This is a genomic window from Paenibacillus silvestris, assembly GCF_009882985.1.
GTDB classification, from domain to species: Bacteria; Bacillota; Bacilli; order Paenibacillales; family NBRC-103111; genus Paenibacillus_E; species Paenibacillus_E silvestris.
The window spans coordinates 1-23,684 of the sequence record NZ_WTUZ01000016.1 but is presented as its reverse complement, the minus strand read 5'-3'; the positions used below and the strand labels follow the sequence as shown (position 1 = coordinate 23,684).

Here is a 23,684-nt window from a genome sequence, read left to right as displayed (position 1 = left end):
TAACGATCTGCCTATGTCATTCTTATTTTGAGGCTTGAGAAACAAAATCAATCACTGCTTTTACAAACTCTTGGGGCATCTCCACATGGTTCATATGCCCCCCTTGTTCGAACATTACGAGCTGCGAAGCTGGGATCTTCTCATCCATCTCCTTGGCCCAACGCGGTCCGCAGTTAAAATCGTATTCTCCGACTAAGATCAGGGTTCTGGTTTGAATTGTTTCTAAGGTATCACGAACATCCCACATATACGGCTTTCGATTCGGATCAACGGAGAAATCCAAACTAGCTTGCCACTCGTTAAAACCTTCCGAAAGTTTCCAATAATTACCGAAGAAAGCAGGCATCAAGCGCCCCAAGACCTTCAGGATCGCTTCTCTATCCTGCGCTTTTCCCGTAATCATGTCCATCCATGCCTGCTTCGCATCCTGAGCTTCCGGAAGATCCGCCCAACGCTGGGTAAAAATTTCAAGTTGTTGAACCTGCTCCATTCCAAGATCTTGATTCATACACGGAGCCGAGCTGTAGAGGATAAGGCCGCCGAGTTCGTCCGGATAATCAAGTGCATATTGTAGGCCTACGAAACCGCCATGCGAGTGACCTAGGAAAAATGGCTGATGCGCTCCAATATGTTCTGCTACTTTATGAGCGAAGTAGGCGTATTTCGGCATCGTATAATCTCCGTCTGGAAGGTTATCGGAATTTCCTGTGCCTACTGCCTCCAAATAGATAACGGTCATGGATTTTTCTAGCAACGGCATGCGCATATAGCCCCAATGAAAACCAGGGCCTCCTGCATGAACGAGACAAACCGGACCTTCCCCTGCAATATGATAAACTTGTCGTATACCATCAATAACGAGCTCGTGCATAGCTGGTGTACCAATGGAGGCTTGAAAATTAGATGACGTCATGTATATTCCCTCTTTCAGTGTAATAATATTCGACCTTTGCTTATGATGAAAACATTCAGCGGATAGGCAGACATTGATGTGCCGGTCAAAAGCTGCAACTCCCCAGCCCACCGCTTGATCCTGACTAGTGAAAAATCATCGGCCTGTAGTCTATTGTTCACTAGGGAACCAATAGCCTCACAGGCCGATTACATTTTTTGTAAAATTAAAGACCAGGATAAGTAATATGATACTTTTTGGAAACGGATAAGAGATGTTGCATAGCCTCAGGAGTAGGTGGCTCGATATTAGCCTCCATCCCTTCTACATAAGGAACANTCACCAGAAACTTAGCTGTGTCTGATTTAACTTTGAATGTATGTGGAATGCCGCGCGGTGCGAATACATATTCTCCACTTTTCACGGAAATAGTCTCCGTACCTAACGTCATCTCTATTTCTCCATCCAGAACGTAAAAAGATTCATCTTCTTTTTCATGCAAATGCAGTGGAGGTCCATCATCTTTCTTAACAGAACAATGCACGACGCAAAACTCTCCGTTCGTATCGTCCCCGCTTACCAATATTGAATTGACGTCACTAAGAAATAGGAAAGTATTCTCTTTGTTATTATTTCTGTACATCACATTTGCTTTACTTTGATTACTCATCTTTTACAGGCTCCTTTTTGGTGAGAATTCTTGATGAATCATACTTACTGGCCGGATGGTAAGTTTATGAATGGTTAGATGCCTTATAACGAGTTGTTCCCTCTGACTATTCATTTTTAATATATAATTTTTTTCGACTTGATCGGTTTATGGAAAGTTTTGTCCGTAATATGTTTCGTATGACATGGAAATAATGATTATGTCTGAAAGATAATGGAGGTTTGAATCTCCCTGCATATTCAACCAAAAAGCCGTATGACGAATAAATTAATGAGCACTCCTCCTTAATGGTTAACCTGTAATAATATCAATGATAACGCTAACCCGTGAGCTTGGTATATAACTTGATGAACGTATTTAGACGGGTTTACTTACACTGTGAAAGGGGAGGAGCCGAGTGGCCAACCAAGCTATAGATGATATTGATCTGAGGATCCTGTATGCGCTCCTTGACAATGCGCTCCTTACCCATAAGGAAATTGGAGAGAGCGTCCATCTCACAGGACAGGCGGTTGGTGCGCGAATTCGCAAACTGCAAGACCTCGGAGTTATCGAGGGATATACGCTGCGTTGGAATCCTGAAAAGATCGGACTTAACATCCATGCCTTTCTAACCGTGTTCATTTACTCAAATCAATCGCATCAAGCCTTCCGGAGCTTCGTCCAGTTGGCGGAGTCTGTAAAGGAAGTACATCGCGTAGGCGGTGAAGGTTGCTATTGGTTGCGCATTCGGACAAACGTTAGTTCTGAGCTGAACAAGCTGTTGGAGGAAGTGCTGAGGTACGGCAATTATAAGCTGAGTTTATCGATCGAACAGGTCAAATAGTCTAACTTTCTAACCTCAACCCCGTCGTAGATAACGACGACAGGCAATCCTCCAACTGAAAGCGTTTTTTTCTACCTTGCTAACTCGACTGTTGTTCTTCAGTTTAATGGCTTAAACAGTAAATGGTCACCGTAATCACGGGGACCATTTACTCATAAAATTAATTGGTATTTCAATTGGGTCCATTCTCATAATTGGTAGATTTTTCTCCTCGTCCTTTACCAGCCGACGAATCCGCTCCATCACTTTGAGCAGACTCGCCGGCCCTTTGCGTATCACAAAGGACTGTTCCTCCATTACGCCTTCAATGGACCAGGAGAGTCTATCCGTCCATCCGTCCAAAACTATGCCTAGTTCGGCACGCGGATCCGGTTCTTGCTCCCAAAGACGAGCGAGAATCATCTTGGCGAGGTTCTGATAAACACGCTTGGAAGTGACCCACTGGTATCCGTTCGGCATAACAAAGGGTAAGTCCTCTCCGGCAGAGGTATATTCAGCTGTTCCATCGGGAAGGAAGCGCAGTTTGTAGTATCCGAATGGATAACCGGCAAAAAACTCAAGTTGGATATAATCTATACTGGCCAAGTTATATCTACTCCTTCTTCTAAATGCATCCTAGTATTCAGTTGTATCTCGTATTCCCATCTGCCAGTGACCAATTTAGGAAGATTCTTTGCGAGTATTGATTTTTCACTTAAAGTATTTAAGATATCCCCAAAGAAGTAAAATCGGGGTAGCTGCAAGAAAACATGCTATAGAGATACTGTCTCTTTGTTTTTTATCATTGGTTGTCTCTGTACGATCATTAGCTCGTTGGCGGTCACCTGATATCAGTGAACCACTTGTAATTATTGTGGAGAATATTAGAATTAAACCAATGCAGCCCGATACTCGTTGACTAAAACCACTGTTTAGAAATAATGACAAAATAAAAATAATTAAAGTAACAAAGAGTCCACTTACAAGAGATAATTTAGCTAATTTCAAAGTTAATCGCCCCCTCTAAGCCCTTGCCATTATACTACCACATTTTGGAACTTAACTACCTTTTATAAAGAAAAAAAAGACCCTCAGCAACGAACCGAGGATCTAAGTTTGGGCGTGCTATCGTTCACCGAGGGAGATTAACACCGCAAATTACGTGAATAGAGATTCGATAAAAACCGAACTAAAGAGCCTCCTGGTTTTAAGCAAGGCAGCTCGTCCATTTGCTGTTATTGATTTATGGCTCGCCGTTCGATATCGAACAACCGGATCTTTAGTGATTCGATCTCACTAAGGAGCTCCTCCATTGATTCTTCGCCGGGAGCGTCAATTTTATCCTCAAAACGCTTCATATCCTGTTTCAGATTCGCAATATCATCGATCAAAACCAAATACTCTGCTGCTGCCATTGTTTCACTTCCTTCCTCCAACGCTATGATTTCGACGTTCGGACTTAACGGATTCTCCAGATCTTCACGCGCCTTAGCCTCAGCTCGACGCTGACGTTCGTTCTTTGGTTCACGTCCTATCATCAGATTAACCCTCCAGCGTAATCTCTTGGTTACTTCAACTGACATCGTATGCCGGATGCCATCATATTGTAATTAACTATCGTTACCTGTTACTTCAATAAGTATAATTTCATTATCCCAATGATTCTTTCACCTGAATGAACAATGGGGGTTAATTTCAACAATCTCATAGAACATACGTTTGTTTATTTCGAATCCGCAACATTTACAAACTTCATGCATAGCTTCTATTTTCATCATTTTGCTCCCACAATTCACACAAAAAAATCTTCCTGCTTCACTACTTTCAACTTTTAGTATCTGTACTTTAACTTCTTTAGAAGTGTCTATTGCTATATTAAAAACTTTTTCCATATGCTTTGAAAAATAACTAACTCCAGCTTTGCAATATAACTCTTCATTATTAACTTTCAGCTCTTCTTTGCAATAAGGGCAATACATATCTTAAATCTCCCTTACATTATTTTTTTGGTTATTAGAAGCTCGTTATCGTGGCGCCTCAACCCCAAATCGTATTGCAGCTTCAAGTATATCAATGTTTATATCTTTTAGCGTTTTGAACTTTATGCAATATCCACTCACACTCGCCTTACCGATTAGTTTTCCATACGTCTGGCTTAAGTATTTCTTATCTTTAATGCCAAGGATATAGACAGAGATTCCGGTTTTGTTTGCACTGATCCCAATTTGATAAAACTCTCTGCTCTTTCCATCAGCATATTTTATAGTGTGAATTCCATATCCTATATTAGGATTAGAAACAGTGATATTTTCATTGTTTTTACCATCCAAAAACCATAATTTACATACTGGCATTACTTGCAGAACGATGCGGTGCAACTCTTGCATATCACTGCGTTTGGGTTCAGGTTGGCTGTTAATATACTTTTCAATTTGTTCTTGTACGTTCATTTAAATGCCCCCCTTTCACGATTGATTTCGGAAATCATACTTTCCATTTGGTACATCGATTATATGTCCATTTATGATTACTGTGTCATTGTCACTCCATGAAATATTTGCAGTATTCTCACGAATGTTCCAATATATATTTTTGGTTTTGTTATCGCGTACGTTAAGAACTAATTCACCTCGAATCGCATAAGACGTTGTGGCCCCACCGCTTGTACCATATGCTCTCAACGTATATTTGCCATCTGGTGATATGGCTTCTGATAGGAATTCTCCTCTTGGTAACCTACCCATATTGATAAAAGCCCAATAGTAGACGTATATAATAATGCCGATAATCACCAGACAACCAATTACGATTTGCTTCGTATACTTTTTTGAAAATGCTTTCTTTTCAAGATCTGCATCAACATTATGCAAGTTAATGGCCTCCTGTAACACTCTTATTTCCTTCTTTTCAAAATTATGATGATAGTAAGTACAAGAAAAATCAATATTACGATGAAAATCAATGGTAACAGTGGACTTGCTACGAAAAAGTAACTATCTCTATATTGGTAATCGTTAGATGCTAATATCATCTTTCACCCTTTTTTAAATTGGTGTCGGTTTTCTTCGCCCTGTACAGTATGCTGAGAAGAAATACTATACTTAAAATAAATAGTAAAGTCTTGATCTGATTTTGAAAATCACTAGTGAATGTGATGATAAAAGTCATTGCTACTAAGCCAATATTCTCTCTAATCCATTTAGTGGTTTTTAAAACAAATATTCTATAGACCAAAATTCCATATATCAATGTCAGAACAAAGGCATACATAAGAATTAAATATATATTCATAATTCCCTCCTCATTACATGCTCTACTCTATCGACTAAAAAAGAACACTCTACCTGAAAGAGCACCCCATTTGTTCTGAGGTTATGGTATTATAGGAATAAAATCCCATTATCGCGATGGTAAGGAGAGATTTATGCATTCTCGAAATCGAAGGCCACAAGACCATACTTCGAGAGGCCATGCCGAGGCTTCACCCGCAATCGAGCATTTGTCATCACATACGCAACTTATGCCTTCCGCGCAGCATCTTCAGCGCACTGTCGGCAACCGAGCGGTAAGCCGTTTACTACAGAAGTCGCCGTCTCCCGCCGCCTTGCAATCGTTGTCCGCTGCACCTAACGGAGCTGTCATTCAGCGCCTGTTTCTTACCGAGGCGAACCGCCATATCAATGACGATCAGGACACCTACAAAGCGGAGTACAATTTGGCCAAAACTGCCGGCAGGCAAACAGATTTAGCCGCCATTATGCAAGCTCAATCTGCTACAGCCATGAAGCCGGATGCAATCATGCTGGCCGCGCCGCTCAAGCGTTTGGAGCAGGTCAGCCTGCCCAGCCCAGCACATTGGGAACACGAGGTAGGAAACAAATTCCGGAGCATCGCCAAGCATGTGTACGGCTGGTCGTTTGGAGATATGTCCATGCAGCAACGCGACGTGGATCTCATTAATGATTTTGTTACCAAATACGAGGCGGGTACGGATGTGACCGGCCATGCCGTTACCTTTAAACTCAATCTGCCCAAAGTGGAATATACGGTCAATGACCGCACATATAGTACGCACGCCGATCACAACCAGCTGTACCCGATCAGCGGAACAGATATTACGAACGGAATTGGCCCTGTCATACTGGGCAATGCTATGAAAGACCTGGGGATCTTAACGGACGAACGCCGCATCAAGCTGTATCAAATTTACTGCGAGCTTGGGGGGATCGACTGCAATCACAGCGGGATCGGTTCGTTAAGTAACAAGCAGAAAACGGAGTACCTGGAGGCATTTCAAAAGCTGATGGGTTAGGGCTCATGTCGATCGCTTGCACCCTTTTTCTGGCGGCTAGTACGAATGTGGGGCTTCTCGCACTAATATCTTGGTTCCGTTAGAGACCATTCATAAATACATTTCTGTCGTTCTCCTTCAAGATACATATCATTTTTAGGAGGAAGGTCAACAATTTCTTTCAATTTAGCTCCAATATACTCGCACGTTTTTCTTGATGGAATATTATCAGGGTTACATGTAATAATTAGATCTTCCATGCTATGTGCCAGCGCTACTTGCTTAATTAACTGACATGCCTTTGCAGCATAGTGTTTACCTCGATATTTTTCGATTATCGAATAACCAATGTGTCCACCGTAATATAGATTCTCATTGTTTCCAATTCGAACATCTATTTTACCCACTATCTCATCAGAAGCAGTGAGAACTATATGATATTTATATGCAGGGACAAATCCCTTTCCTTCATCTCCAGGTATTTTTCTATCCATGCATAAAGTTACATCCTTACCTGTAATGAGGTCAAAATCAAGGAACTTAAAATTCACATTAATCCCCCTCCCGATGGAGCATACTTCTTTAACATATTTTAACATATATTATTGAAGAATTCTGCCCGATCGCAGGGCAAAGAAATGCCACTCCGCAGCCCTCCCTTCCCTGTTTTACTATTTTACTTAATCGCACGTCACGTCTGATCCTATTGCTAGTAGTGGCTAGGGCTTTCTAGTTATTCACCCACACCGAGTCTTTTGGTTCCACATATGTTGTGAGAGTACACCGATCGACGCGCGACCGCCGATCCCGAATGCAATGCAAGATGTATTCGTATTGGCAACTCTTGCCGGGCTGCATGCGGCATCTTCGCTGTCTTATGCACGCCGATATGTCTGAGCGCTCAGGCAGTTTGCCTCATTAGCTGCTTGCCCACATAGGAATTCCAGCAAATCCTTTCACAAAATGGACACATAGCCTTAAAGACTCTCTGATATATAATAAGGTGCGACCCTTGATATAAGAGAGAGGATACACCTATGAATAGGTCAAAATATGTACTTATCCCGTTCCTACTGCTTACCTTGACTACAGCTTGTGCAGCAAATGAGAAAACAGTGGGTTCTATAAAAGCTGTGCCATCTCCAGCAATTGCTGGTACGACAACTCCAGATCCAGTAGTGAGTCAACCGCCAACCGCCACGCTAATGAACAACAACCTGACATCATTGTATTATTCGGGTCCCGAACAGGGAAAACAAGTGGCACTTACTTTTGATGATGGACCTGATAATCGTTACACCTTGCAAATCTTAGATATTCTTAAAAAGAATAATGTAAAAGCTACGTTTTTTATTGTAGGCGAAAATGCGAAAGCCCATCCTGAAGTTGTGAAGAGAATTGCAAATGAGGGCCACGTCATTGGGAATCACTCTTGGGATCACTCGAATTTCACGAAAATGAGTAGCGAAGAAATGAAACAGGAAATAAACACTACACAAGAGGTATTGAATGCCATCATTGGATTCCGTCCAACTTTGTTTCGTCCCCCATTTGGGGCACTTGGCAGTTCTGAAATTAAGACCATTACTTCAATGGGACTAAATATCATTGACTGGTCGGTTGATACCAGGGATTGGGCAGGAACGTCAACACAACAAATTATGAAAAATGTAAAAAAAGAATTGAAACCCGGTGGCATTATTTTACAACATAGTGCAGTCGGAAAGAAAGAGAGTTTATCAAATACGGTAAAAGCCCTTGAACAATTGATCCCCCTTCTAAAAAATGAAGGATATACGTTTGTGACCGTACCTACGCTATTATCTCTTCCTGATTCTCAAAAATAGGCATACAAATAAGGAGTCGCATTGGCTATTTGCCATGCGGCTCCTTAAAGTTTATACGAGAACTTTTACCAATTGAGAATCAATTTGGCCATTTGGGCTAAATCTACGATATCAATGAAACCATCTTGATTAAGATCTAAGCTCATGACAGAATTCCAGTCTGGATCAGATGACGACTTGCCATAGGCTTTTACCATTTTGGACAAATCTCCAACACTTATTCGATTATCGTGGTTGATATCGCCTGGTATAGCTACAATGACCAAGCTTCGGAACAATTGCAGCGCTTGGGTTAACGCAGTTGTTGATTGATCTACATCACTTTGCGTTGCCGAGGCATCATTTGCAATTTGAATCGCTGCGCGAATAACCTTATCCAGTGCTGCTTTCGACCCGATAGGGTATTGTCCGACAAGCTTTCCTTCGATTGCACTCGCATATACGCCTTCTGCTTCCGCAATCAGCTCGGTTAAATCCTGTTTCTCAACAGCAGAAATATGAATGTGATGCGAGGTTCCTGCAATTTCATGTTCAACGCCATTTTGGTCTGCCATCACAACACCCAAAACTGTAACATCGACATCCCCCGGTTCTGCATTCGGTTTTGCTTTGAATTGCAGCTTCATCAGGGCTCCATTCGGATCTGTTTGCAAACCACCTAAAAACACATTAAGAAACCGGATTTTGCCAGGTTCTATCATTTTATAATCAACCACTTTAAAATCGTTACTGAGCGACCCAGGTGCAATAAAATCCAGCTTATACGTATTGAAGGTCACGGTCATATCTTGAGCAAGTGCTTCATGGCTGTACCCGTTTAATCCAAAGGTTACATCAAACACTTCGCCTGTTGACACCTTTGCAGGTCCAGTCAGATAGCTTGGGTCAAGATTACCTGGTGGAGATAGAACGGTCACAGTAGCAGTGGCTGTCAGTGAAACTCCCTCGACTGTACCATTTACGGTAAAACTCCCTTCTTTCGCATAACTGGAAGGATCGATGAGATCCCAGATAACTGGTAACTGCGATTCGGAACCCGAACTGTAAACGGCTGTTACAACGTTAGGCAGATGAGGCGCCGCTCCAACGTTTGTAGATACTTGTACAGGCCGGATAGACCAAACATTCTCCGTATAAGGAACCAAAGTAACTTCGTCTACATATAAAGCATTCGTCCCCGTATTCGTAAATACGATCTTTAGCGTCTCATAATCTATGCTTGGGGATTCGTATGTAAAGATGGAATCGATTTGTGACCAAACCATTGCCTCAAGATTGCTTCTTTCCGCTATGGTCTTGGTATAAACAACCTTGCCAACCGAATCCAGAGCAACCAAGTTGATTTTCCCCGTTGTCCCTTCTTCGGAAGGCATAAAGAAGCCGTTGACCTTGTACTTCTTGTTTGTCGTGACTTTATCCGTAATCACTTGGGCTATGCCGTTCGCAGCTTCTTCCCGATTTGAGATCATCGCTGAATAGGCCGTTGTCGAGCTGGCTGCTGTCGGAGGGGCGGAATAATTCTGACCTGTCGTACGATCAAATGCCGTGCCTGTTGCACCATACGCTCTTTCCCATGCAGCTGCCGGTGAATCTTCAAAACTTCCATTCGTCAAGATACTTCCGGAAGGAAGAACGGATTGGTCGAACTCAAAGCGGTCGATATGAAATAACGCATTGCCATTACCATGAAACACCATATATACATCATGGTAACCGTTAGCCGCCTTGTCTCCCGTATCGATCTGGATGGGGTAGGACGAATAGGCATCTCCGCTGCCTTTGCCTGGAATGTTGAACGTGCCTACCACTCTGCCAGTTGCAGGATCATCGATTCGCACCTCTATGAATCCGCCTTGTATAGCAGCCGCTATGGCGTTCATGGATAATACATGCCGTCTGACAATGCCGCCGTTAGCTGAGCCATCGCCGAAGTTTATGTTAGCAAATTTAATATAGCTGCCGTTCGACACATTCGATAAGGCTCCATTGGCACCACCTGGAATGATGTTAAATGGGCCGGACTCCCCGTCATTGTCTTCAGCTTCAAGTGTTGAGAAAATGTCGCGCTTCGTAGTCAATCCGGGAAGATTATGATCTGTTTGAGGTACAAAAGTAATGACTGAGTTTGCCGGAATGTTTACCTCAAAAGATCCGTCAGTTATGACTACCGGTTCAATCAGCTTTTGATTTTCACTGGCTGACGTACGATACCCGACAACCGAAGCCGCACCAGTCGGAAAATGATTCAATTTGAAATTAACCACTTGATTCGCTGCGCCGCTGTTGACAGCTATGATACTAAATTCGTTGTTTGCAGGATTTTTATAAGCTGAAATATTTACGCCTTCCACAGGGACACGGGTAGCATCAATCCGAATATCGCCTGGGTTAATAAAACGAGAGAAATTCCCAAATGTATATAATCGTTTAAATGTACGATATAAGCCAGTAACTGTAGAGCCATTCCCTTGGGGTGAACCCGTCGTCGCTAATCGGATCAGGTCAGAGCCATCAGCGCCATTGTTCCCAATCGGCCACCACCACAAAAAGCTGTTGAAGCCAGGATCGCTTGTAAACATATTCGTCAGCAGGTTTGCCCACTTAACACCATCCGTAATCGTCTGATTCGCATAAAGCTGCGTATTTGCAGCGGCAGAAGAGTTCGCTGTATTCTGTGTCATGAACTCTGTTTGCCATAACTTGAAGTTACGCAAGAAATCAGGATAAGCACCTGTTGCTCCTGTAGAGGTTAAAGGACCATTATTGAAACTTGATGTCCCATACAAGTGCGTCGAGAATACATCGATGTATGTACTAGATGCAGGATCCTCGAGCATTGGGCGTCCGAGATTCAACGAAGCATTCAAGTTCGTGCCCTCGGGAGCCACGATTAGGGGAGGGTTCATACCCAGCTCGGTGAATTTCCCTTCATCGATGGCCTTTTGAAGCGTTGGACCTAAATAATTTTGCATAAAATCTTTATACTCCGCTGCTGTTATCACAAATCCCGAGTAGGAGCCATGCGCCGCTTCTGACTCATTCGCTGGTCCGATATGGGTAATCGGGATACCGAACTCACGCTTATACCCAATAGCATACTGGACAAGGTAATCTGCGTAATCTTGATAGCTATCTGCTTTTAATTTGGCACCACTTTGTCCCAAAACACTGCTATTCGTCTTCATCCAATACGGAGGAGACCATGCATCGGCATAGAAAGTCTTCACACCGTAAGCCATCGCTTCCTTCATAATCCAGACTTGCGCCTCATCAAAGTGTGCCTTGCGGGACGCCCAGTCCGGTTGATCCCAGACGAAACCTTCATTTTTCTCTGGCCAAATCGTATCCGTTGGGCCATCGTAGAAGCGATTCCCCCACTCCGCTTTTGTGGCAGCGTTTACAATTCCGCCATCTCCAAGATTCGTACGGACAATATTAAGACCTATTCCTTTATCATGGCTAAATATAAGGTCCAAAAGCTCACGGCCGGCAACCGGGTCTTTATCATAGATTTGTTTGATGCCGGCAGCTTTATTAAAAGCGAAAGCACCTCCAAGTCCATCCATGACCTGCTTCTCGTTATCCCAATCAACCACGCTGATGGATGTTGCCGCTTTGACCTCAGGTGTAGGCAGCCATCCTAAAACCAAAGAAAGACATAAGCTGAAACACAGGATTCCTTTAAGGCTTGCTTTTAGCACCACGAATCACTCCCCCAAAATACTTTGGCATTTGGATACGATTAACACTCCCCGCACAGAGGTCTCCTTCCCCCTATAATCATCAGTCACGGTTTTAAATATAACTAGTATTACTAGTAATACTTAAGCTTGATTATAGGTCAAACGGTTAGCAATTTCAATCCTATTCCAGGGATATGGAAAAAATAAAATGCTTTCCGACAAAGTTACCATAGAGTGTGTAATGGGAATTACATGATGCTGGTATAAGCTTTTTATGATCAATATTCGGCGGATTGCTTGTACATTATGATATACACTTCTTTGATGAAATCCCTCTCTTCCATGGACAGTGTATACATTTGTGGTTTCATCTCGCTGGGCAGCGAGTTAAAGTTAAGCCAAGCTTGTTCCATTCCTTTAAGGATTTCTGGGTCTCCCTGCGATCTACGCATGTTTAATTCCGTTAGCGACCGTCCCAGGTTCTGGGCTTCTGGACTACCCGGATCGGCATCGGCTGCCACAAGCCGTTTGAGCTCGTCACGGAACTGGATATATTACTTATATATTCTGCTTAAATGTATGTTTCTTATCATTGAAAGCAAAAAAATCCGCGAATTCCGCGGATCAACGAGCTAAATCTTCTTTTCAAAATTTCAATCTAAATTCTCCCTTCATTGAAGAACCGATTAGATACCTCCACTTTACTATCGATTTGATAATATATTCGGTGATTATCCATTTATTTCCTTCAGTTCCTATCCGTCAACGCTGCAATCCGCCTGTTCACATTCCCTCTTAATTGCCCGCCATGATAGCAGATAACCGTTTCAATATCGTACTTCTTGAACTTCTTCAGCGACTGAATCGCGGTTCGCATATCCGGAGTTAAAGCTTCAATAGGCCCTCTTAGTTCCCCGTTCTCGATGACCATAGCATCTCCCGCAATCAGTGTCTTGCTCGGTACGTGGTAGAGGCATACATGCCCTGGTGTATGGCCAGGCGTATGGATAACCGTTATCCCACCAGCGAAAGGCAGGGTCTCTCCGTCAGCCAATGTACGCTTAACATTTTCACTCTTAGGCTTGATAAAAGTCGATTCGAATTCACTGCGTGCTTGTTCTGGAAGTGCTCCCAGTAGACCTGCCAGTCTCTCCAGAGGTACTTTAACCATTGGCTGATTTCCGTTAATGATTGCCTTATCCTTTTCATGAGTATAAACAACAAGGCGAGGGTACTTTGCTATAAAAGTTGGCAGGCCTCCTATGTGATCAATATCATTATGGGTCAAAAGGATTGTGCTCAAGTGCTGTTGCCCAATGCCTGCTCGCTTGACAAGCTCTAGAATTGCCGGGGCAGAACCAGGCATACCTGTGTCAACAAGTAACCACTGCTCTTTATCGAAGAAAACTGTCGGACAGAACGTCATAGACCCCCATTTTAGCTCCAACATCTCAATGCCTTCTGCAATCCGCATGTCTCTTCCTCCATTTCAAATAGGGTATCCTCTAAACCCAACTTTCGCCTGCATTTTTTAATGACCTGTCATCATTGGCATTTCTGCTTTTTCTGCATGTTCACCTGATGCAAGTTTGGGCTTTGACAACAGGAAACCGATCAGAGTACCAACTACACTTATAATTGTAAGGACCAGGAAGGTATAGCCGTAGGAGGATGCCGCCATATGAGAAGCAATAGCCGGAGTAATCTCAGCCGGATTCGTTATCTTTGCAGCAATTAAGTAGTGCTCACTCCGTCTTGCTAGAATCGTTGCCGCGCCAGCTACCGCAAATGAGGTCATTACCTGCTGTGCTGCATTCGTTAGCGATGTTACGCGGCTTACCAGCTCAGGAGGAGCTGACTGAATAACATGTGTGTTCAGAGGCATATAAGAAAGTCCCATTCCTGCTCCAATCAAAATAAGAGGCAGAATGTACGAGCCTACTGTTGCATCAGACGAGATGGTGGACAGCAGGAATGCGCCGGTCGATAAAATGGCAAGACCAATTATCACAAGTGGACGGGCGCCAATCTTATCAAACAATTTGCCGCCAATCGGCATCAATACCGCTGTTGCCAAAGCTTGCGGAAGTAGTATCAGACCCGTATCGAGTGCAGAGTAACCTTTGGCTGTCTGCAGGAAGAGAGGAAACAGGAATAATGTACCGAAAAGTGCAATCTGAGATACCCCTTGGACAATGATGCCTTTTGAGAAATCAGCAGATTTGAAGACTCGAAGTTCAAGCAGTGGCTGCTTGCGGTTCAATTCCACCAAAACAAAGATAACGAGTGCTGCACCGCCGATGATTAGACCGATCCATGTTTTTGCAGAGCCCCAGTCTGTGCCCCCTTCACTTACACCATAAACTAGGCCTGCAAAAGCTAGCGGCGCAAAGATCATGCCAAGCACATCAAGCTGCGGAACTGATTGGCGAGCTAGCGCAGGCAAAGTACGCAGGCCAAGGATGATCGCGCCCACACCAACAGGGATGTTAATAATAAAAATCCAGTGCCAAGTGGCATAGTCAACAAGCCAGCCCGATAGTACAGGTCCAAGAGCAGGTGCGAGCAACATCGGAATACCGATCATCCCCATTACCGCACCTTGTTTGCCCGGAGGGCTCAACCGGTACGTAAAGGCAATTGCTATTGGGGCAACCATACCGCCACCAAGACCTTGAATAATACGATATACAATCAGTTGTTCAGTCGTAGTCGAAAATGCGCAAAGTGCAGATCCAATTGTAAATAAGAGGATCGAAGTTAAGTAGATTTGCTTGGATCCGAAACGGTCAGACAACCATCCCGCTAGTGGAATAACGGCAGCCTGCGCAAGCGCATAACCCGTAACGGTCCATTGAATAAGCGATAAGCTAGCTCCACCAAAATCTTCACGCAGCTTAGGGATAGCTACGGTCATTGCTGTACTATCAAGAATAACCATGAACATCCCTATGATGATGGCTAACAGTGGCACGATAACTGACTTGATAGACATAGTTTTGTTTGTTACTTCAGTCATTTCTATTCTCCTCTCCTTCTAAAAGAAATTCTTACACAAGTGTTTGGCCAATGTGATATGCTAAATTAAAGTAACAGCTGTTGCTTTAATGAGAAATATACAGCCAATGAACCCCTGGAAACAACCAACAATCGTTGTATGAATGTTGCTATAGCGACATAGTTGATAAATTGTCGGGCAAGGAGTGAAGAAGATGGCGACAAAAGCAATGAATGTACGGACTACACAAACAAAGCAGTCTTTAATCAACGCCTTTTTTCAGTTAGTATCCGAAAAGGATTTTGAAAAAATAACAATAGCCGATATAACCACAAGAGCACTTGTTAATCGGGCTACCTTCTATGCGCACTTCAATGACAAGTACGAGTTATTGGACTACATTATCGGAGATTCCGCTTCAACTGCTATTGAAGATTTTACTTCAGGTGTCGTGAAATTCGATCAGGATAGCATTTATCAGCTCGTTTTAGGGGTATGCTATTTTTATGAACAACCGAAAATACAATGTCGCAGCAGCTATGTAGGCTTAGTCGTACCCCAATTAAAAGATAAAATAGTAAATGAGCTGAACATGTATTTGATGAAAAGCTTAGAAAACATTCAGACAGATATTGAGAAAAATTTTTATGTCCCTATTTTTGCGAAAATCATCAATGAAGGTGCACTGCAGTGGGCATCTGGAAACGTAAAAATGAATAAAGAGGAAGTAGCTAAGAGGGTTTCATCCATCGTAATTGGAACATATGAGTCTTCGCAATAAAATAAGAAAACAAGCTGGGGCAGCTTGTTTTCTTAGAAGGGCCTCCACGTTGCGTAAGCGTGTTTTCCATCGCTACAGCAGCACTTCGCGCGCTCAGCATGCGTTAACGATAATTTGCTTATAGATGCGCCCCTTGAGGAACGGAATCGGCATGCTTACTCTTGTCCGTACTCATGTAAGCCAAAATCAATGCAATGACCGCAAAAATGCCGCTTACGTTTAAGGCCGTGTGGAAACCGAATAATAAGGCTGTGTTTGCCGATTCATTATGCACTGAAGCCGTAACCGTCGACGCGATGGTGGCAAGAATGGATAATCCCAAGCTCCCACCTAATTGCAGGAACGTATTCACGATTCCGCCGGCAATTCCGTGTTCTTCGGGTTTAACATCCTGAACGGAACCGACGATAACGGCTGTAAAGGAAGCACCGATAGACAAACCTAGCACGATAAATGCTGGAAGAATAAACGACGCGTAACTTTTATCCATGTCCATATTACTTAACCAGAACATTCCTATCGCGTTGATCGTTTGCGTGACGATTTGAACTCTCTTTGCCCCGAATTTACGCATGAAGAATGGTGTAATTTGCGTTACAACGATGGAAGTTAGTCCTAGCGGTAAGAAAGCCAAACCGATAGCCAGAGATGAATAACCCAGCTCATGGAAGTACAACGTCGAGAAATAGTTAAAGCCTGTCACATAAGAAAACATTAAAAATCCGATAAAATTAGACGTTACAAGCGAACGAATCTTGAAAAGGCGAAGTGGCATCAGCGGATTTTTGGCCGATTTTTCGATTCGTACAAATGCGGCCAAAACCAATATCCCAACAATCAACGTAACGATCTTCGCAGCAGACCAACTACCATCGACATCTGGCATCGAGATGCCATAGACCAGAGCGAAAATACCCGCCAATACGGAAAATAAGCCAAACCAGTCAATCGATTGTTTTTCTGCTTTAACAGATGGACTTACTTTCACAAACAGTAATCCGATGATAAGTAAGAAGGACAGCGGCACATTCAGATAAAACAACGATCTCCAGCCCGCGGAATCTGTTAGCAAACCGCCAACGATTGATCCTGCTGCAGCTCCTCCTGATCCTAAGGCGCCGAAAATCCCAAAGGCCTTGTTGCGCTGTGGACCGACCGGGAAATTGTTACTAATGAGCGACATCGCCGCGGGAATAGAAAGAGCCGCCCCGATACCTTGAATCGCCCTACTGGCAATCAACCAGATCGGATTTATCGCCAAAGCACCAGCCAACGAAGCGAGTGCGAAAATAGTCAATCCAGCCATTAAAACTTGTTTTCTTCCAAGTAAATCACTTGCTCGTCCTCCTATCATCAGAAAACAAGCGAAAGTTAGTACATAAGAAGTTACAATCCATTGCAAATCGCTCGTATGCATATGAAGCGCCGTTTGAATGGAAGGAAGGGCTACAACGACCGTCGAACTATTCATGACCTCGATAAACTGGGCAAAACAAACAATAATAAGTAAAAGCATATTCGCTTTGGAAATACGATCATTCACTTTTATTCCACTCCTATTTTTATATTTACATAACTCCAAGTACCCCATTGTTAGGTAGCCGCCCCTTAGAAGCTCCGTCCTATTACGATCTCATATTCGCCGGGATACAAAGTAAGTTCATTACCGTGAAGCAAAACTATCAGTTCCTTCTCCATAGTCTTAGGGTCAACTATGACTTCCTCAATAACATCGCACTCTATACCGATGGAATCGCTAATGTCTGAGGCATTATCCCCAACAGGACGATTACCAATAATTCGAACCTTCTTGATCGAGCTTAATGTGGCACGTTTCCGGCCAATCACGATGTTTGCCCTTTCTGCAACAGGCAATTTTGCTCTTGCCAAACCGATTGTACTGTTGCTATCTCTAATGGACATATGATCACGTCCTTTGTTTAGGTGAATTACCACTTTCAGTAGGTTTGTAAGTGAAGCTTCAATCGCTTCGGAGACAACTATAACAGGTATTCATCTTTTTCATAAGAAGGCTATTTTTTTATATATACTTTATTAAAATAAACTGATGCTAGTACTGCTGATGCCCGCGCCATACGGCCATATACTCCTTTTAGATGAAAGGAAGTTGTTTTATTAAAGCTAGGCGTATTACTTTATTTTTCTAAAGCATATTAAAAAAAATAGCCTCCTTATAAAGAAATAGAATACCTGTTATAGTTGTCACCAGGCGATTGAAGCCTCACTTACCATCCTGAAGAGAAGAGGTTATTCCTATATGTTGTAGCAAAAAAAAACAAAACCCTGTTCTTGCATGTATTCATCGATGATCAACTTGAGACGCAAAGTATCATGGTTATCGTTTCCATACTAAAATTAAAAGGAGATTGACATATTATGACCAACACTAAAAATAATGAGCAAGAAATTCTAATAAATAGACTTACTCAACTAGAACAAAAGTACCAACAATTAGAGGACATCGAGGAGATTAAAAAACTGAAAGCCCGTTATTTCCGCTTTGTTGATGAGAAAAATTGGAAGGAATTTGGGGACCTGTTTACTTCGGATGCTACGCTTATTTCTCAAGGCCAAGATTTTTCTGCTGGCGGCGGACAAGCTTATGGGAAAATGATTGGAGATCTAGTTGGCAAAGCACCTACGGTTCACCATGGACATATGCCAGAGATTGATATGATTGACGAAGATAACGCCAAGGGTATTTGGGCTATGGAGGATATGTTGACTTTCCCTGACGCGAAGGACGCGTATCCGGGACATAACGGTTATGGACAGTACCGCGAAATGTATAGAAAAGAGAATGGCACCTGGAAAATCAGCAGCACTGTACTAACGCGATTCCGTATGGATCCTCTTAAAAACTGGGACCCGAGTACGGACCCTGTTACTGGACAACCTTTAACCAGCAAATAACCCAGTGACAAACTGCATGAAAAAAGAGGCTCTCCCTCGGTCATTTAATGACTTTTGGGAGAGCCTCTTCATTTCTCAGAATCCAGTCCAAACACCGGTGCTAATTTCGATGCTGTTCGTTGTTCAGTGAGACCAAAATATTCGCAAAAATTCATAATCATTGGCTGCCATTTTGATGGATCGACATGATTAGAATTGGAATCTTTAAGAAGGTCATCTTCGATATGAACTCTTTCTATGCGTACTTCAATGGAGACAAGGGAACTCGGTTCTTCGAATGGATGCAGCTTTACTAATGTGGCTTCCAGATGTACGGGACATTCCCTGACACGCGGCGCTCGAACACATTGTGAAGGAAGCTCGGTTAGCTCTGCGATACCGAATTTGTCAGCCTCATACTGGTAACCCCTGACTACTTTCGATTCTGGCACTGGATCTCTACCTGTTAACAGTGTCAGTCGATTAATCGCAGGAATCAAATCGATGGATGGGAGATTAAGCACACACTCCTGTTCACGGATTAAGTTTTGGACGGTCTGCGACTTGCTGCTGAGCCCAAGCATACAAGATTGATTGAGCCACCAGGCAGAGGACATAGGGGCCAAATTGGCTGTACCGTCTTCATTTAGCGTACTGATAAGCACTACAGAGGTGCCGAAGTAAAGTACTTTAGGCTCGATTACCTTATGCATGATGGCAACACTTCCTCTCAAATAGGACGATTTTTGATAACTATATCACAGACCAGTTATGTGAGATATGAATATGGAATGAGACAACAAGATTACAAAAAGACCATTCTCGGTAAGAATGGCCATTAGTAAATTTATTTATTGTTGGAGTACCTTCATTATGTTGCTTTTAATACATCATGATCAACATATCTCTCGCCATTTAATTCGCTTATCACGTTAATAGCGACTTTTGCTCCATCTCCCGCAGTAATAATTGCATGAACACTGACACCTGCAATAGTTCCAGCTGCCCAAATACCATCTATACTTGTTTTCCCCTTGATATCAACATCAACAATTGTTTTAATCCGAGGCTCTGTGGCTTCTTTCGTTTTAACTCCTATATGTTCAGCAAGGTCAAATAGAGCACCAGTAGCAAGAATGACATGTTTAGCCTCATACTTGCCATTGTCCGTTTCTATGATGAAACCATCTTCACCTTTTACAATATTTGTTGCCTTTTCTTGAATCATCTTCGTGCCAAAACGTTCTGCTTGCCTTTTTCCCATTTCTACCATATCAGGACCCGAGATCTCCCCAATGCCATAATAATTTTCAATCCAAGCTCGTTTCGTCATGCTTTTATCGTTATCAATAAGCAAGGTTGTCTTTCCTGCTTTGGCTGAGAATAACGCAGCGCTTGCACCTGCAGGACCAGACCCAATAATTGCAATTTCAAACATATGATTCACAATCTCCTCTACTTTCAAATCTTGTTATTAATTTACTCTGATGGAACGAATTTATTCGTTATTAATTTTGCGCTAACTGAATGAAATGAGACGTTAATTCTTCCGGGTGTGAAAAGAATGGGGAATGATCAGAGTCCATCGTAATGACCTGATCGCACGGAGACGCGTTATACATATCTCTTTGTAATCCTATTCCAATCGCTTTATCCCTTAGAGTTTCTATATAATAGCGGGGAATCATGCCAAATCTTGTGTCCGTGAGATTCACTGGGTTTAAAAAAGGTGCCAGCGGTTCGATGCGCAGCTTTTCCTTTGCTTTTATAACGTCTTCTTCGTCACAATCGCCATAAAAGAAATCTTGTATCCATTCGTCTTTAAGGTCCATGAGCGTTTGTTCCTCATTCATGATAACAATGGAAGGAGAATCTTTTTCTTTTTTCTCGTTTTGAGCGATTTGAATCAAGGACTGACCATCCTTCGGCAGATATGCGCATAAATAAACAAGCTTCTCGATTTTTTCGGGGAGGTACTCAGCAGTTTGGCTGATGACCATGCCTGCCATACTGTGACCCACCAAAATGACCTTTTCAGACTCTTTTTCCAAAACATTGCATAGCCGGTCAGTATAGCTTTTCAAGTTAATTTCGGAAATGGACATATTATCATCGCCATGCCCAGGTAAGTCTAAAGCGACTACCCGATGCCCCGCTTGTTCAAGACTTGAACTAATTTTTTCCCAGCACCAAGCTCCATGCCATGATCCGTGTACTAGTACAAACGTACTCATCATAATCACTCCTATGTTTACTTACAAATATTTGATTTCTGCGTCGCAGATCGTGATATTACGCTGCTTCTCTTATGTGCTGCAAATGATTTATTAGTGCGATTGTTGAACTGTAGAATCCCATTCAGTCTTCCAACGATTAATTTCATTGAACACCTCCGAGAAGGCTTCCCCCTTTTCAGTCATTGAATATTCGACTGTCACGGGTACGGTTGGAAACACTTTACGTTTTATTATTTCTTGTTCTTCTAAATTGCGTAGTGTTTCTGTCAAACCTTTTGTATTTATGTTACCTAAACTTCTCCGCAATTGATTAAAACGCTGGGGTTCCTTTAAGAGCTCAGTTAAAACTAGAAAAGTCCATTTTCCTGAGATATATTGCAAAACTTCAGATATTGAAGCAATACAACTACTCTCATTCTTTGAACACCTCATATGATCATCCCGCATTCACAACCATCGGAGGTCCGATGATCACTGTGTCATTTTCTGCTGCGAGCTGAACAATTTCCTCCAAAGAATGACGACCGATCTCAGGGAAGAAATCGTCGATTCCCCCAGGCGTAAAGATGAATAGTACCCGCCCCGTGTTAGGTCCTACGTTAACCCATGCGTGAGGTACGCCGCGAGGAACTGAAACCATAGTTCCAGGGGTTGCATCAAATTCCTCGTCACCAACTTGGAAACGGAAAGTACCTTCAAGGATTTCGAACGTTTCTTCACGTTCGTTATGGATATGTTTCGGCGGGCCCATCAGAGAGGGTACACACGCTTCAACAATAGATAATGCTCCACCAACTTGATTGCTATGAAGCCGCACGGCCATCTGCTCACCTGGCATCGTATCGAACCATACGAGATCCTTAGCGTAATTAACGACTGGTTTGCTCATTGTTTTTCATTCTCCTTCATCTAATGGAAATAGTCATATTTGAAACAAGAAATCGCCGCGCAGAAGCATGAATAGAAGATGGTTAATTCGTTATTATTCTTCATCTGTATCTCCCTCCATCAAATGCCGCGGAGTCAACTATAGCAGTAATTTATCTTTTTCATAAGAAGGCAGTTTTTTTAAATATGCTTTAGAAAAGTAAAGCTATGGTTGAAACCAACATCTCTATTGGAAACAAACCGATTATCAACTACATTCGTTGGAAGGTAATCGTACTCTGAATAAACAAACTGTAATTGTCCAAATTAAGACAGACTTTATATGTGAAAGCTACCATCGGAATGCGAAAAAACCATCCCGCAATGAGGATGGTTCTTATGATTTACGATTATATTTATGTGAATCGATACGTCCAGAATCGTTCCGTTCCGAAGCGCCCCTGGATTTCTGCATCCGATAATTTCTTGTTGCCTAACAATTCAGCGGCTTGAAATTGAGACTTATGTGCTTGAATAGACGCCATCTTCTGTTTCAAGAAACCTTTAACGTCATTCATGATATCGGGTTTGCCAATCTCTTGTTCAAGATTGTTGGCAAATGCCATGCAATGCACAGTTGGTCTTCGATCGGCAGGCATTTTGCCAATTGTTCGAATTACCGCCGCCCCGCATGCGTTGTGATCGGGGTGAACGCTAAGTGTCGGATGGAAGGTGATGACGAGCGAAGGATTCAGCTCCTTAATAAGCGCCTCGATACTTCCGTCCAATTGCACTTTATCCTCGAATTCGATCATTTTATCGTGAAATCCGAGCATTCTAATATCCCGGATGCCGATAGCACGGCAAGACGCTTCCAGTTCCTGCTTGCGTATGACAGGTAAAGTAACCCGATTAGCAAAAGGCGGTATGCCCATGTTACGGCCCATTTCTCCTAACGTCAAACAAGCGTAAGTAACTTCCGAACCTTGGCTAAGATGCATGGCAAGCGTCCCTGACGCGCTGAAAGCTTCGTCATCCGGATGCGGAAGTACAACTAAGATGTGTCGTTCCATATGTGTTCTTATTCTCCTTTCCCTTAGAACGGGTCCCGGCTTAATTGCAACGCCACGACGAGTTTCCCTGCCGTATCATGGCCCGCAAGGATAAGCCTTTCGGAATCCGTCTCTTCATAGTGCGTAAGCCCCTCGGAATAAACCCAGCCTTGCTCCGTTTTCAAGCCGACGCGATAAGGTCCGTCCCCAGAAATCGAGCCGTGGGAATAACGAATAACGGCGTTCGAAATAAACGTCGCGGCCGGATGCTTTGTACGATCCAGATGCGCGGCGTAAGCTCCCGTTGTCATCTCAAGATGGATATATAAATCCAGACCGATAAGGGTATCGATAAACTCCTGGACTTTCGTTTTGTCGATGAGCTGCATTTACTTTCCTCCAATCGCGTTAATCCTATCGGACTTCGTAATAAGCTTGTCCGATATGACATTATTTTAGCATACATGGACTTGGAATCCACGCAGACTTGCTTATTTCTTCAAAAGTAAAAAAGCAGCCGATTCTGAACTGCACCCCATTTGTTAGACACCACTAACAATGGAGGTGCAGTTTTTTTGTCTAATTTCAGTTTAGATGAGAAATTGAAGGCCATTCAAAGGTATCAGAATGGTACTGAAGGAGTCAAAA

The 23,684-nt window shown here is 42.9% G+C and carries 27 protein-coding genes; 5 read left to right on the top strand and 22 right to left on the bottom strand.

Translation table 11 applies throughout. The features are described from left to right. Positions 1-22: 22 nt before the first annotated feature. Together GQF01_RS13055 and GQF01_RS13050 are read right to left on the bottom strand one after the other, a co-directional pair. Positions 23-913, bottom strand: coding sequence for an alpha/beta fold hydrolase (locus tag GQF01_RS13055; RefSeq protein WP_161407204.1), 891 nt, complete (start codon positions 911-913; stop codon positions 23-25). Between the two features lie 205 nt (positions 914-1,118). Then, on the bottom strand, positions 1,119-1,535 hold the full coding sequence (locus tag GQF01_RS13050) for a cupin domain-containing protein (RefSeq protein WP_456238691.1): 417 nt from the start codon (positions 1,533-1,535) through the stop codon (positions 1,119-1,121). 424 nt (positions 1,536-1,959) lie between these two features. On the opposite strand from GQF01_RS13050, the gene GQF01_RS13045 reads away from it, so the two are divergent. Further along, a complete protein-coding gene (locus GQF01_RS13045) occupies positions 1,960-2,388 on the top strand; it encodes an Lrp/AsnC family transcriptional regulator (RefSeq protein WP_161407202.1) in 429 nt (142 codons plus the stop codon). A 135-nt stretch (positions 2,389-2,523) separates the two neighbouring features. Here the strand turns inward: GQF01_RS13045 and GQF01_RS13040 are convergent, their stop codons facing one another. The 6 genes from GQF01_RS13040 to GQF01_RS13015 form a co-directional block, all read right to left on the bottom strand. Further along, the gene (locus tag GQF01_RS13040; RefSeq protein ID WP_161407201.1) at positions 2,524-2,973 is read right to left on the bottom strand and encodes a hypothetical protein; all 450 of its coding nucleotides are present in this window, start codon (positions 2,971-2,973) and stop codon (positions 2,524-2,526) included. 105 nt (positions 2,974-3,078) lie between these two features. Next, a complete protein-coding gene (locus GQF01_RS13035; RefSeq protein ID WP_161407200.1) occupies positions 3,079-3,375 on the bottom strand; it encodes a DUF5316 family protein in 297 nt (98 codons plus the stop codon). Between the two features lie 227 nt (positions 3,376-3,602). After that, positions 3,603-3,905 carry a hypothetical protein gene (locus GQF01_RS13030; protein WP_161407199.1) on the bottom strand — a complete coding sequence of 101 codons (303 nt, stop codon included), beginning with the start codon at positions 3,903-3,905 and terminating at the stop codon, positions 3,603-3,605. A 129-nt stretch (positions 3,906-4,034) separates the two neighbouring features. After that, complete coding sequence (locus tag GQF01_RS13025; RefSeq protein WP_161407198.1) at positions 4,035-4,346, bottom strand: hypothetical protein; 312 nt, start codon at positions 4,344-4,346, stop codon at positions 4,035-4,037. Positions 4,347-4,391: 45 nt separating this feature from the next. Further along, positions 4,392-4,817, bottom strand: a complete 426-nt coding sequence (locus GQF01_RS13020) for a DUF1801 domain-containing protein (protein ID WP_161407197.1) — start codon at positions 4,815-4,817, stop codon at positions 4,392-4,394. 15 nt (positions 4,818-4,832) lie between these two features. Beyond that, positions 4,833-5,177: a DUF5412 family protein gene (locus GQF01_RS13015; protein ID WP_328803460.1), complete on the bottom strand. Its 345-nt coding sequence runs from the start codon at positions 5,175-5,177 to the stop codon at positions 4,833-4,835. Between the two features lie 614 nt (positions 5,178-5,791). Between GQF01_RS13015 and GQF01_RS13010 the strand changes: the two genes are divergently transcribed. Then, positions 5,792-6,679, top strand: a complete 888-nt coding sequence (locus GQF01_RS13010) for a hypothetical protein (RefSeq protein ID WP_161407195.1) — start codon at positions 5,792-5,794, stop codon at positions 6,677-6,679. Between the two features lie 62 nt (positions 6,680-6,741). Here the strand turns inward: GQF01_RS13010 and GQF01_RS13005 are convergent, their stop codons facing one another. Next, positions 6,742-7,209, bottom strand: coding sequence for a GNAT family N-acetyltransferase (locus tag GQF01_RS13005; protein WP_328803452.1), 468 nt, complete (start codon positions 7,207-7,209; stop codon positions 6,742-6,744). A gap of 486 nt (positions 7,210-7,695) precedes the next feature. Between GQF01_RS13005 and GQF01_RS13000 the strand changes: the two genes are divergently transcribed. After that, complete coding sequence (locus GQF01_RS13000; RefSeq protein ID WP_161407193.1) at positions 7,696-8,505, top strand: polysaccharide deacetylase family protein; 810 nt, start codon at positions 7,696-7,698, stop codon at positions 8,503-8,505. A 65-nt stretch (positions 8,506-8,570) separates the two neighbouring features. Here the strand turns inward: GQF01_RS13000 and GQF01_RS12995 are convergent, their stop codons facing one another. The 4 genes from GQF01_RS12995 to GQF01_RS12980 form a co-directional block, all read right to left on the bottom strand. Beyond that, complete coding sequence (locus GQF01_RS12995; RefSeq protein WP_202556320.1) at positions 8,571-12,209, bottom strand: Ig-like domain-containing protein; 3,639 nt, start codon at positions 12,207-12,209, stop codon at positions 8,571-8,573. 257 nt (positions 12,210-12,466) lie between these two features. Then, complete coding sequence (locus GQF01_RS36640) at positions 12,467-12,601, bottom strand: hypothetical protein (RefSeq protein WP_268894353.1); 135 nt, start codon at positions 12,599-12,601, stop codon at positions 12,467-12,469. Positions 12,602-12,936: 335 nt separating this feature from the next. Further along, positions 12,937-13,662, bottom strand: coding sequence for an MBL fold metallo-hydrolase (locus tag GQF01_RS12985; RefSeq protein WP_161407190.1), 726 nt, complete (start codon positions 13,660-13,662; stop codon positions 12,937-12,939). A 57-nt stretch (positions 13,663-13,719) separates the two neighbouring features. Next, on the bottom strand, positions 13,720-15,207 hold the full coding sequence (locus tag GQF01_RS12980) for an MDR family MFS transporter (protein ID WP_161407189.1): 1,488 nt from the start codon (positions 15,205-15,207) through the stop codon (positions 13,720-13,722). Between the two features lie 193 nt (positions 15,208-15,400). Here GQF01_RS12980 and GQF01_RS12975 point away from each other — a divergent pair, with 193 nt between their 5' ends. Further along, entirely contained in the window at positions 15,401-15,967 is a 567-nt protein-coding gene (locus tag GQF01_RS12975; protein ID WP_161407188.1) for a TetR/AcrR family transcriptional regulator, read from the top strand. Between the two features lie 118 nt (positions 15,968-16,085). Here the strand turns inward: GQF01_RS12975 and GQF01_RS12970 are convergent, their stop codons facing one another. Both GQF01_RS12970 and GQF01_RS12965 read right to left on the bottom strand, forming a co-directional pair. Next, on the bottom strand, positions 16,086-17,510 hold the full coding sequence (locus GQF01_RS12970) for an MFS transporter (RefSeq protein WP_161407187.1): 1,425 nt from the start codon (positions 17,508-17,510) through the stop codon (positions 16,086-16,088). Between the two features lie 65 nt (positions 17,511-17,575). After that, entirely contained in the window at positions 17,576-17,890 is a 315-nt protein-coding gene (locus tag GQF01_RS12965) for a hypothetical protein (protein ID WP_161407186.1), read from the bottom strand. A gap of 474 nt (positions 17,891-18,364) precedes the next feature. Here GQF01_RS12965 and GQF01_RS12960 point away from each other — a divergent pair, with 474 nt between their 5' ends. Then, positions 18,365-18,901 (top strand): nuclear transport factor 2 family protein, encoded by a 537-nt coding sequence (locus GQF01_RS12960; protein ID WP_161407185.1) that lies wholly within the window; start codon positions 18,365-18,367, stop codon positions 18,899-18,901. Positions 18,902-18,969: 68 nt separating this feature from the next. Here the strand turns inward: GQF01_RS12960 and GQF01_RS12955 are convergent, their stop codons facing one another. The 7 genes from GQF01_RS12955 to GQF01_RS12925 all read right to left on the bottom strand — a co-directional run bounded on the left by GQF01_RS12955 (position 18,970) and on the right by GQF01_RS12925 (position 23,425). Next, positions 18,970-19,593, bottom strand: coding sequence for a flavin reductase family protein (locus tag GQF01_RS12955; protein WP_161407184.1), 624 nt, complete (start codon positions 19,591-19,593; stop codon positions 18,970-18,972). Between the two features lie 158 nt (positions 19,594-19,751). Then, entirely contained in the window at positions 19,752-20,318 is a 567-nt protein-coding gene (locus tag GQF01_RS12950; RefSeq protein ID WP_161407183.1) for an NAD(P)/FAD-dependent oxidoreductase, read from the bottom strand. Between the two features lie 70 nt (positions 20,319-20,388). Further along, entirely contained in the window at positions 20,389-21,114 is a 726-nt protein-coding gene (locus tag GQF01_RS12945; protein WP_161407182.1) for an alpha/beta fold hydrolase, read from the bottom strand. A 93-nt stretch (positions 21,115-21,207) separates the two neighbouring features. Next, on the bottom strand, positions 21,208-21,498 hold the full coding sequence (locus GQF01_RS12940; RefSeq protein ID WP_328803451.1) for a winged helix-turn-helix transcriptional regulator: 291 nt from the start codon (positions 21,496-21,498) through the stop codon (positions 21,208-21,210). A gap of 55 nt (positions 21,499-21,553) precedes the next feature. Beyond that, positions 21,554-22,006: a cupin domain-containing protein gene (locus tag GQF01_RS12935; RefSeq protein WP_161407181.1), complete on the bottom strand. Its 453-nt coding sequence runs from the start codon at positions 22,004-22,006 to the stop codon at positions 21,554-21,556. 394 nt (positions 22,007-22,400) lie between these two features. Further along, a complete protein-coding gene (gene bshB2, locus GQF01_RS12930; protein WP_161407180.1) occupies positions 22,401-23,057 on the bottom strand; it encodes a bacillithiol biosynthesis deacetylase BshB2 in 657 nt (218 codons plus the stop codon). Between the two features lie 23 nt (positions 23,058-23,080). Next, positions 23,081-23,425, bottom strand: coding sequence for a YojF family protein (locus tag GQF01_RS12925; RefSeq protein WP_161407179.1), 345 nt, complete (start codon positions 23,423-23,425; stop codon positions 23,081-23,083). Positions 23,426-23,684: the final 259 nt, after the last annotated feature.

Coding starts and splice junctions, on each gene's coding strand:
- GQF01_RS13055 (WP_161407204.1), bottom strand. CDS start 913: ATGACGTCATCTAATTTTCAAGCCTCCATTGGTACACCAGCTATGCAC.
- GQF01_RS13030 (WP_161407199.1), bottom strand. CDS start 3,905: ATGATAGGACGTGAACCAAAGAACGAACGTCAGCGTCGAGCTGAGGCT.
- GQF01_RS13025 (WP_161407198.1), bottom strand. CDS start 4,346: ATGTATTGCCCTTATTGCAAAGAAGAGCTGAAAGTTAATAATGAAGAG.
- GQF01_RS13020 (WP_161407197.1), bottom strand. CDS start 4,817: ATGAACGTACAAGAACAAATTGAAAAGTATATTAACAGCCAACCTGAA.
- GQF01_RS13010 (WP_161407195.1), top strand. CDS start 5,792: ATGCATTCTCGAAATCGAAGGCCACAAGACCATACTTCGAGAGGCCAT.
- GQF01_RS13000 (WP_161407193.1), top strand. CDS start 7,696: ATGAATAGGTCAAAATATGTACTTATCCCGTTCCTACTGCTTACCTTG.
- GQF01_RS36640 (WP_268894353.1), bottom strand. CDS start 12,601: ATGGAACAAGCTTGGCTTAACTTTAACTCGCTGCCCAGCGAGATGAAA.
- GQF01_RS12985 (WP_161407190.1), bottom strand. CDS start 13,662: ATGCGGATTGCAGAAGGCATTGAGATGTTGGAGCTAAAATGGGGGTCT.
- GQF01_RS12980 (WP_161407189.1), bottom strand. CDS start 15,207: ATGACTGAAGTAACAAACAAAACTATGTCTATCAAGTCAGTTATCGTG.
- GQF01_RS12975 (WP_161407188.1), top strand. CDS start 15,401: ATGGCGACAAAAGCAATGAATGTACGGACTACACAAACAAAGCAGTCT.
- GQF01_RS12965 (WP_161407186.1), bottom strand. CDS start 17,890: ATGTCCATTAGAGATAGCAACAGTACAATCGGTTTGGCAAGAGCAAAA.
- GQF01_RS12960 (WP_161407185.1), top strand. CDS start 18,365: ATGACCAACACTAAAAATAATGAGCAAGAAATTCTAATAAATAGACTT.
- GQF01_RS12955 (WP_161407184.1), bottom strand. CDS start 19,593: ATGCATAAGGTAATCGAGCCTAAAGTACTTTACTTCGGCACCTCTGTA.
- GQF01_RS12950 (WP_161407183.1), bottom strand. CDS start 20,318: ATGTTTGAAATTGCAATTATTGGGTCTGGTCCTGCAGGTGCAAGCGCT.
- GQF01_RS12945 (WP_161407182.1), bottom strand. CDS start 21,114: ATGAGTACGTTTGTACTAGTACACGGATCATGGCATGGAGCTTGGTGC.
- GQF01_RS12935 (WP_161407181.1), bottom strand. CDS start 22,006: ATGAGCAAACCAGTCGTTAATTACGCTAAGGATCTCGTATGGTTCGAT.
- bshB2 (WP_161407180.1), bottom strand. CDS start 23,057: ATGGAACGACACATCTTAGTTGTACTTCCGCATCCGGATGACGAAGCT.
- GQF01_RS12925 (WP_161407179.1), bottom strand. CDS start 23,425: ATGCAGCTCATCGACAAAACGAAAGTCCAGGAGTTTATCGATACCCTT.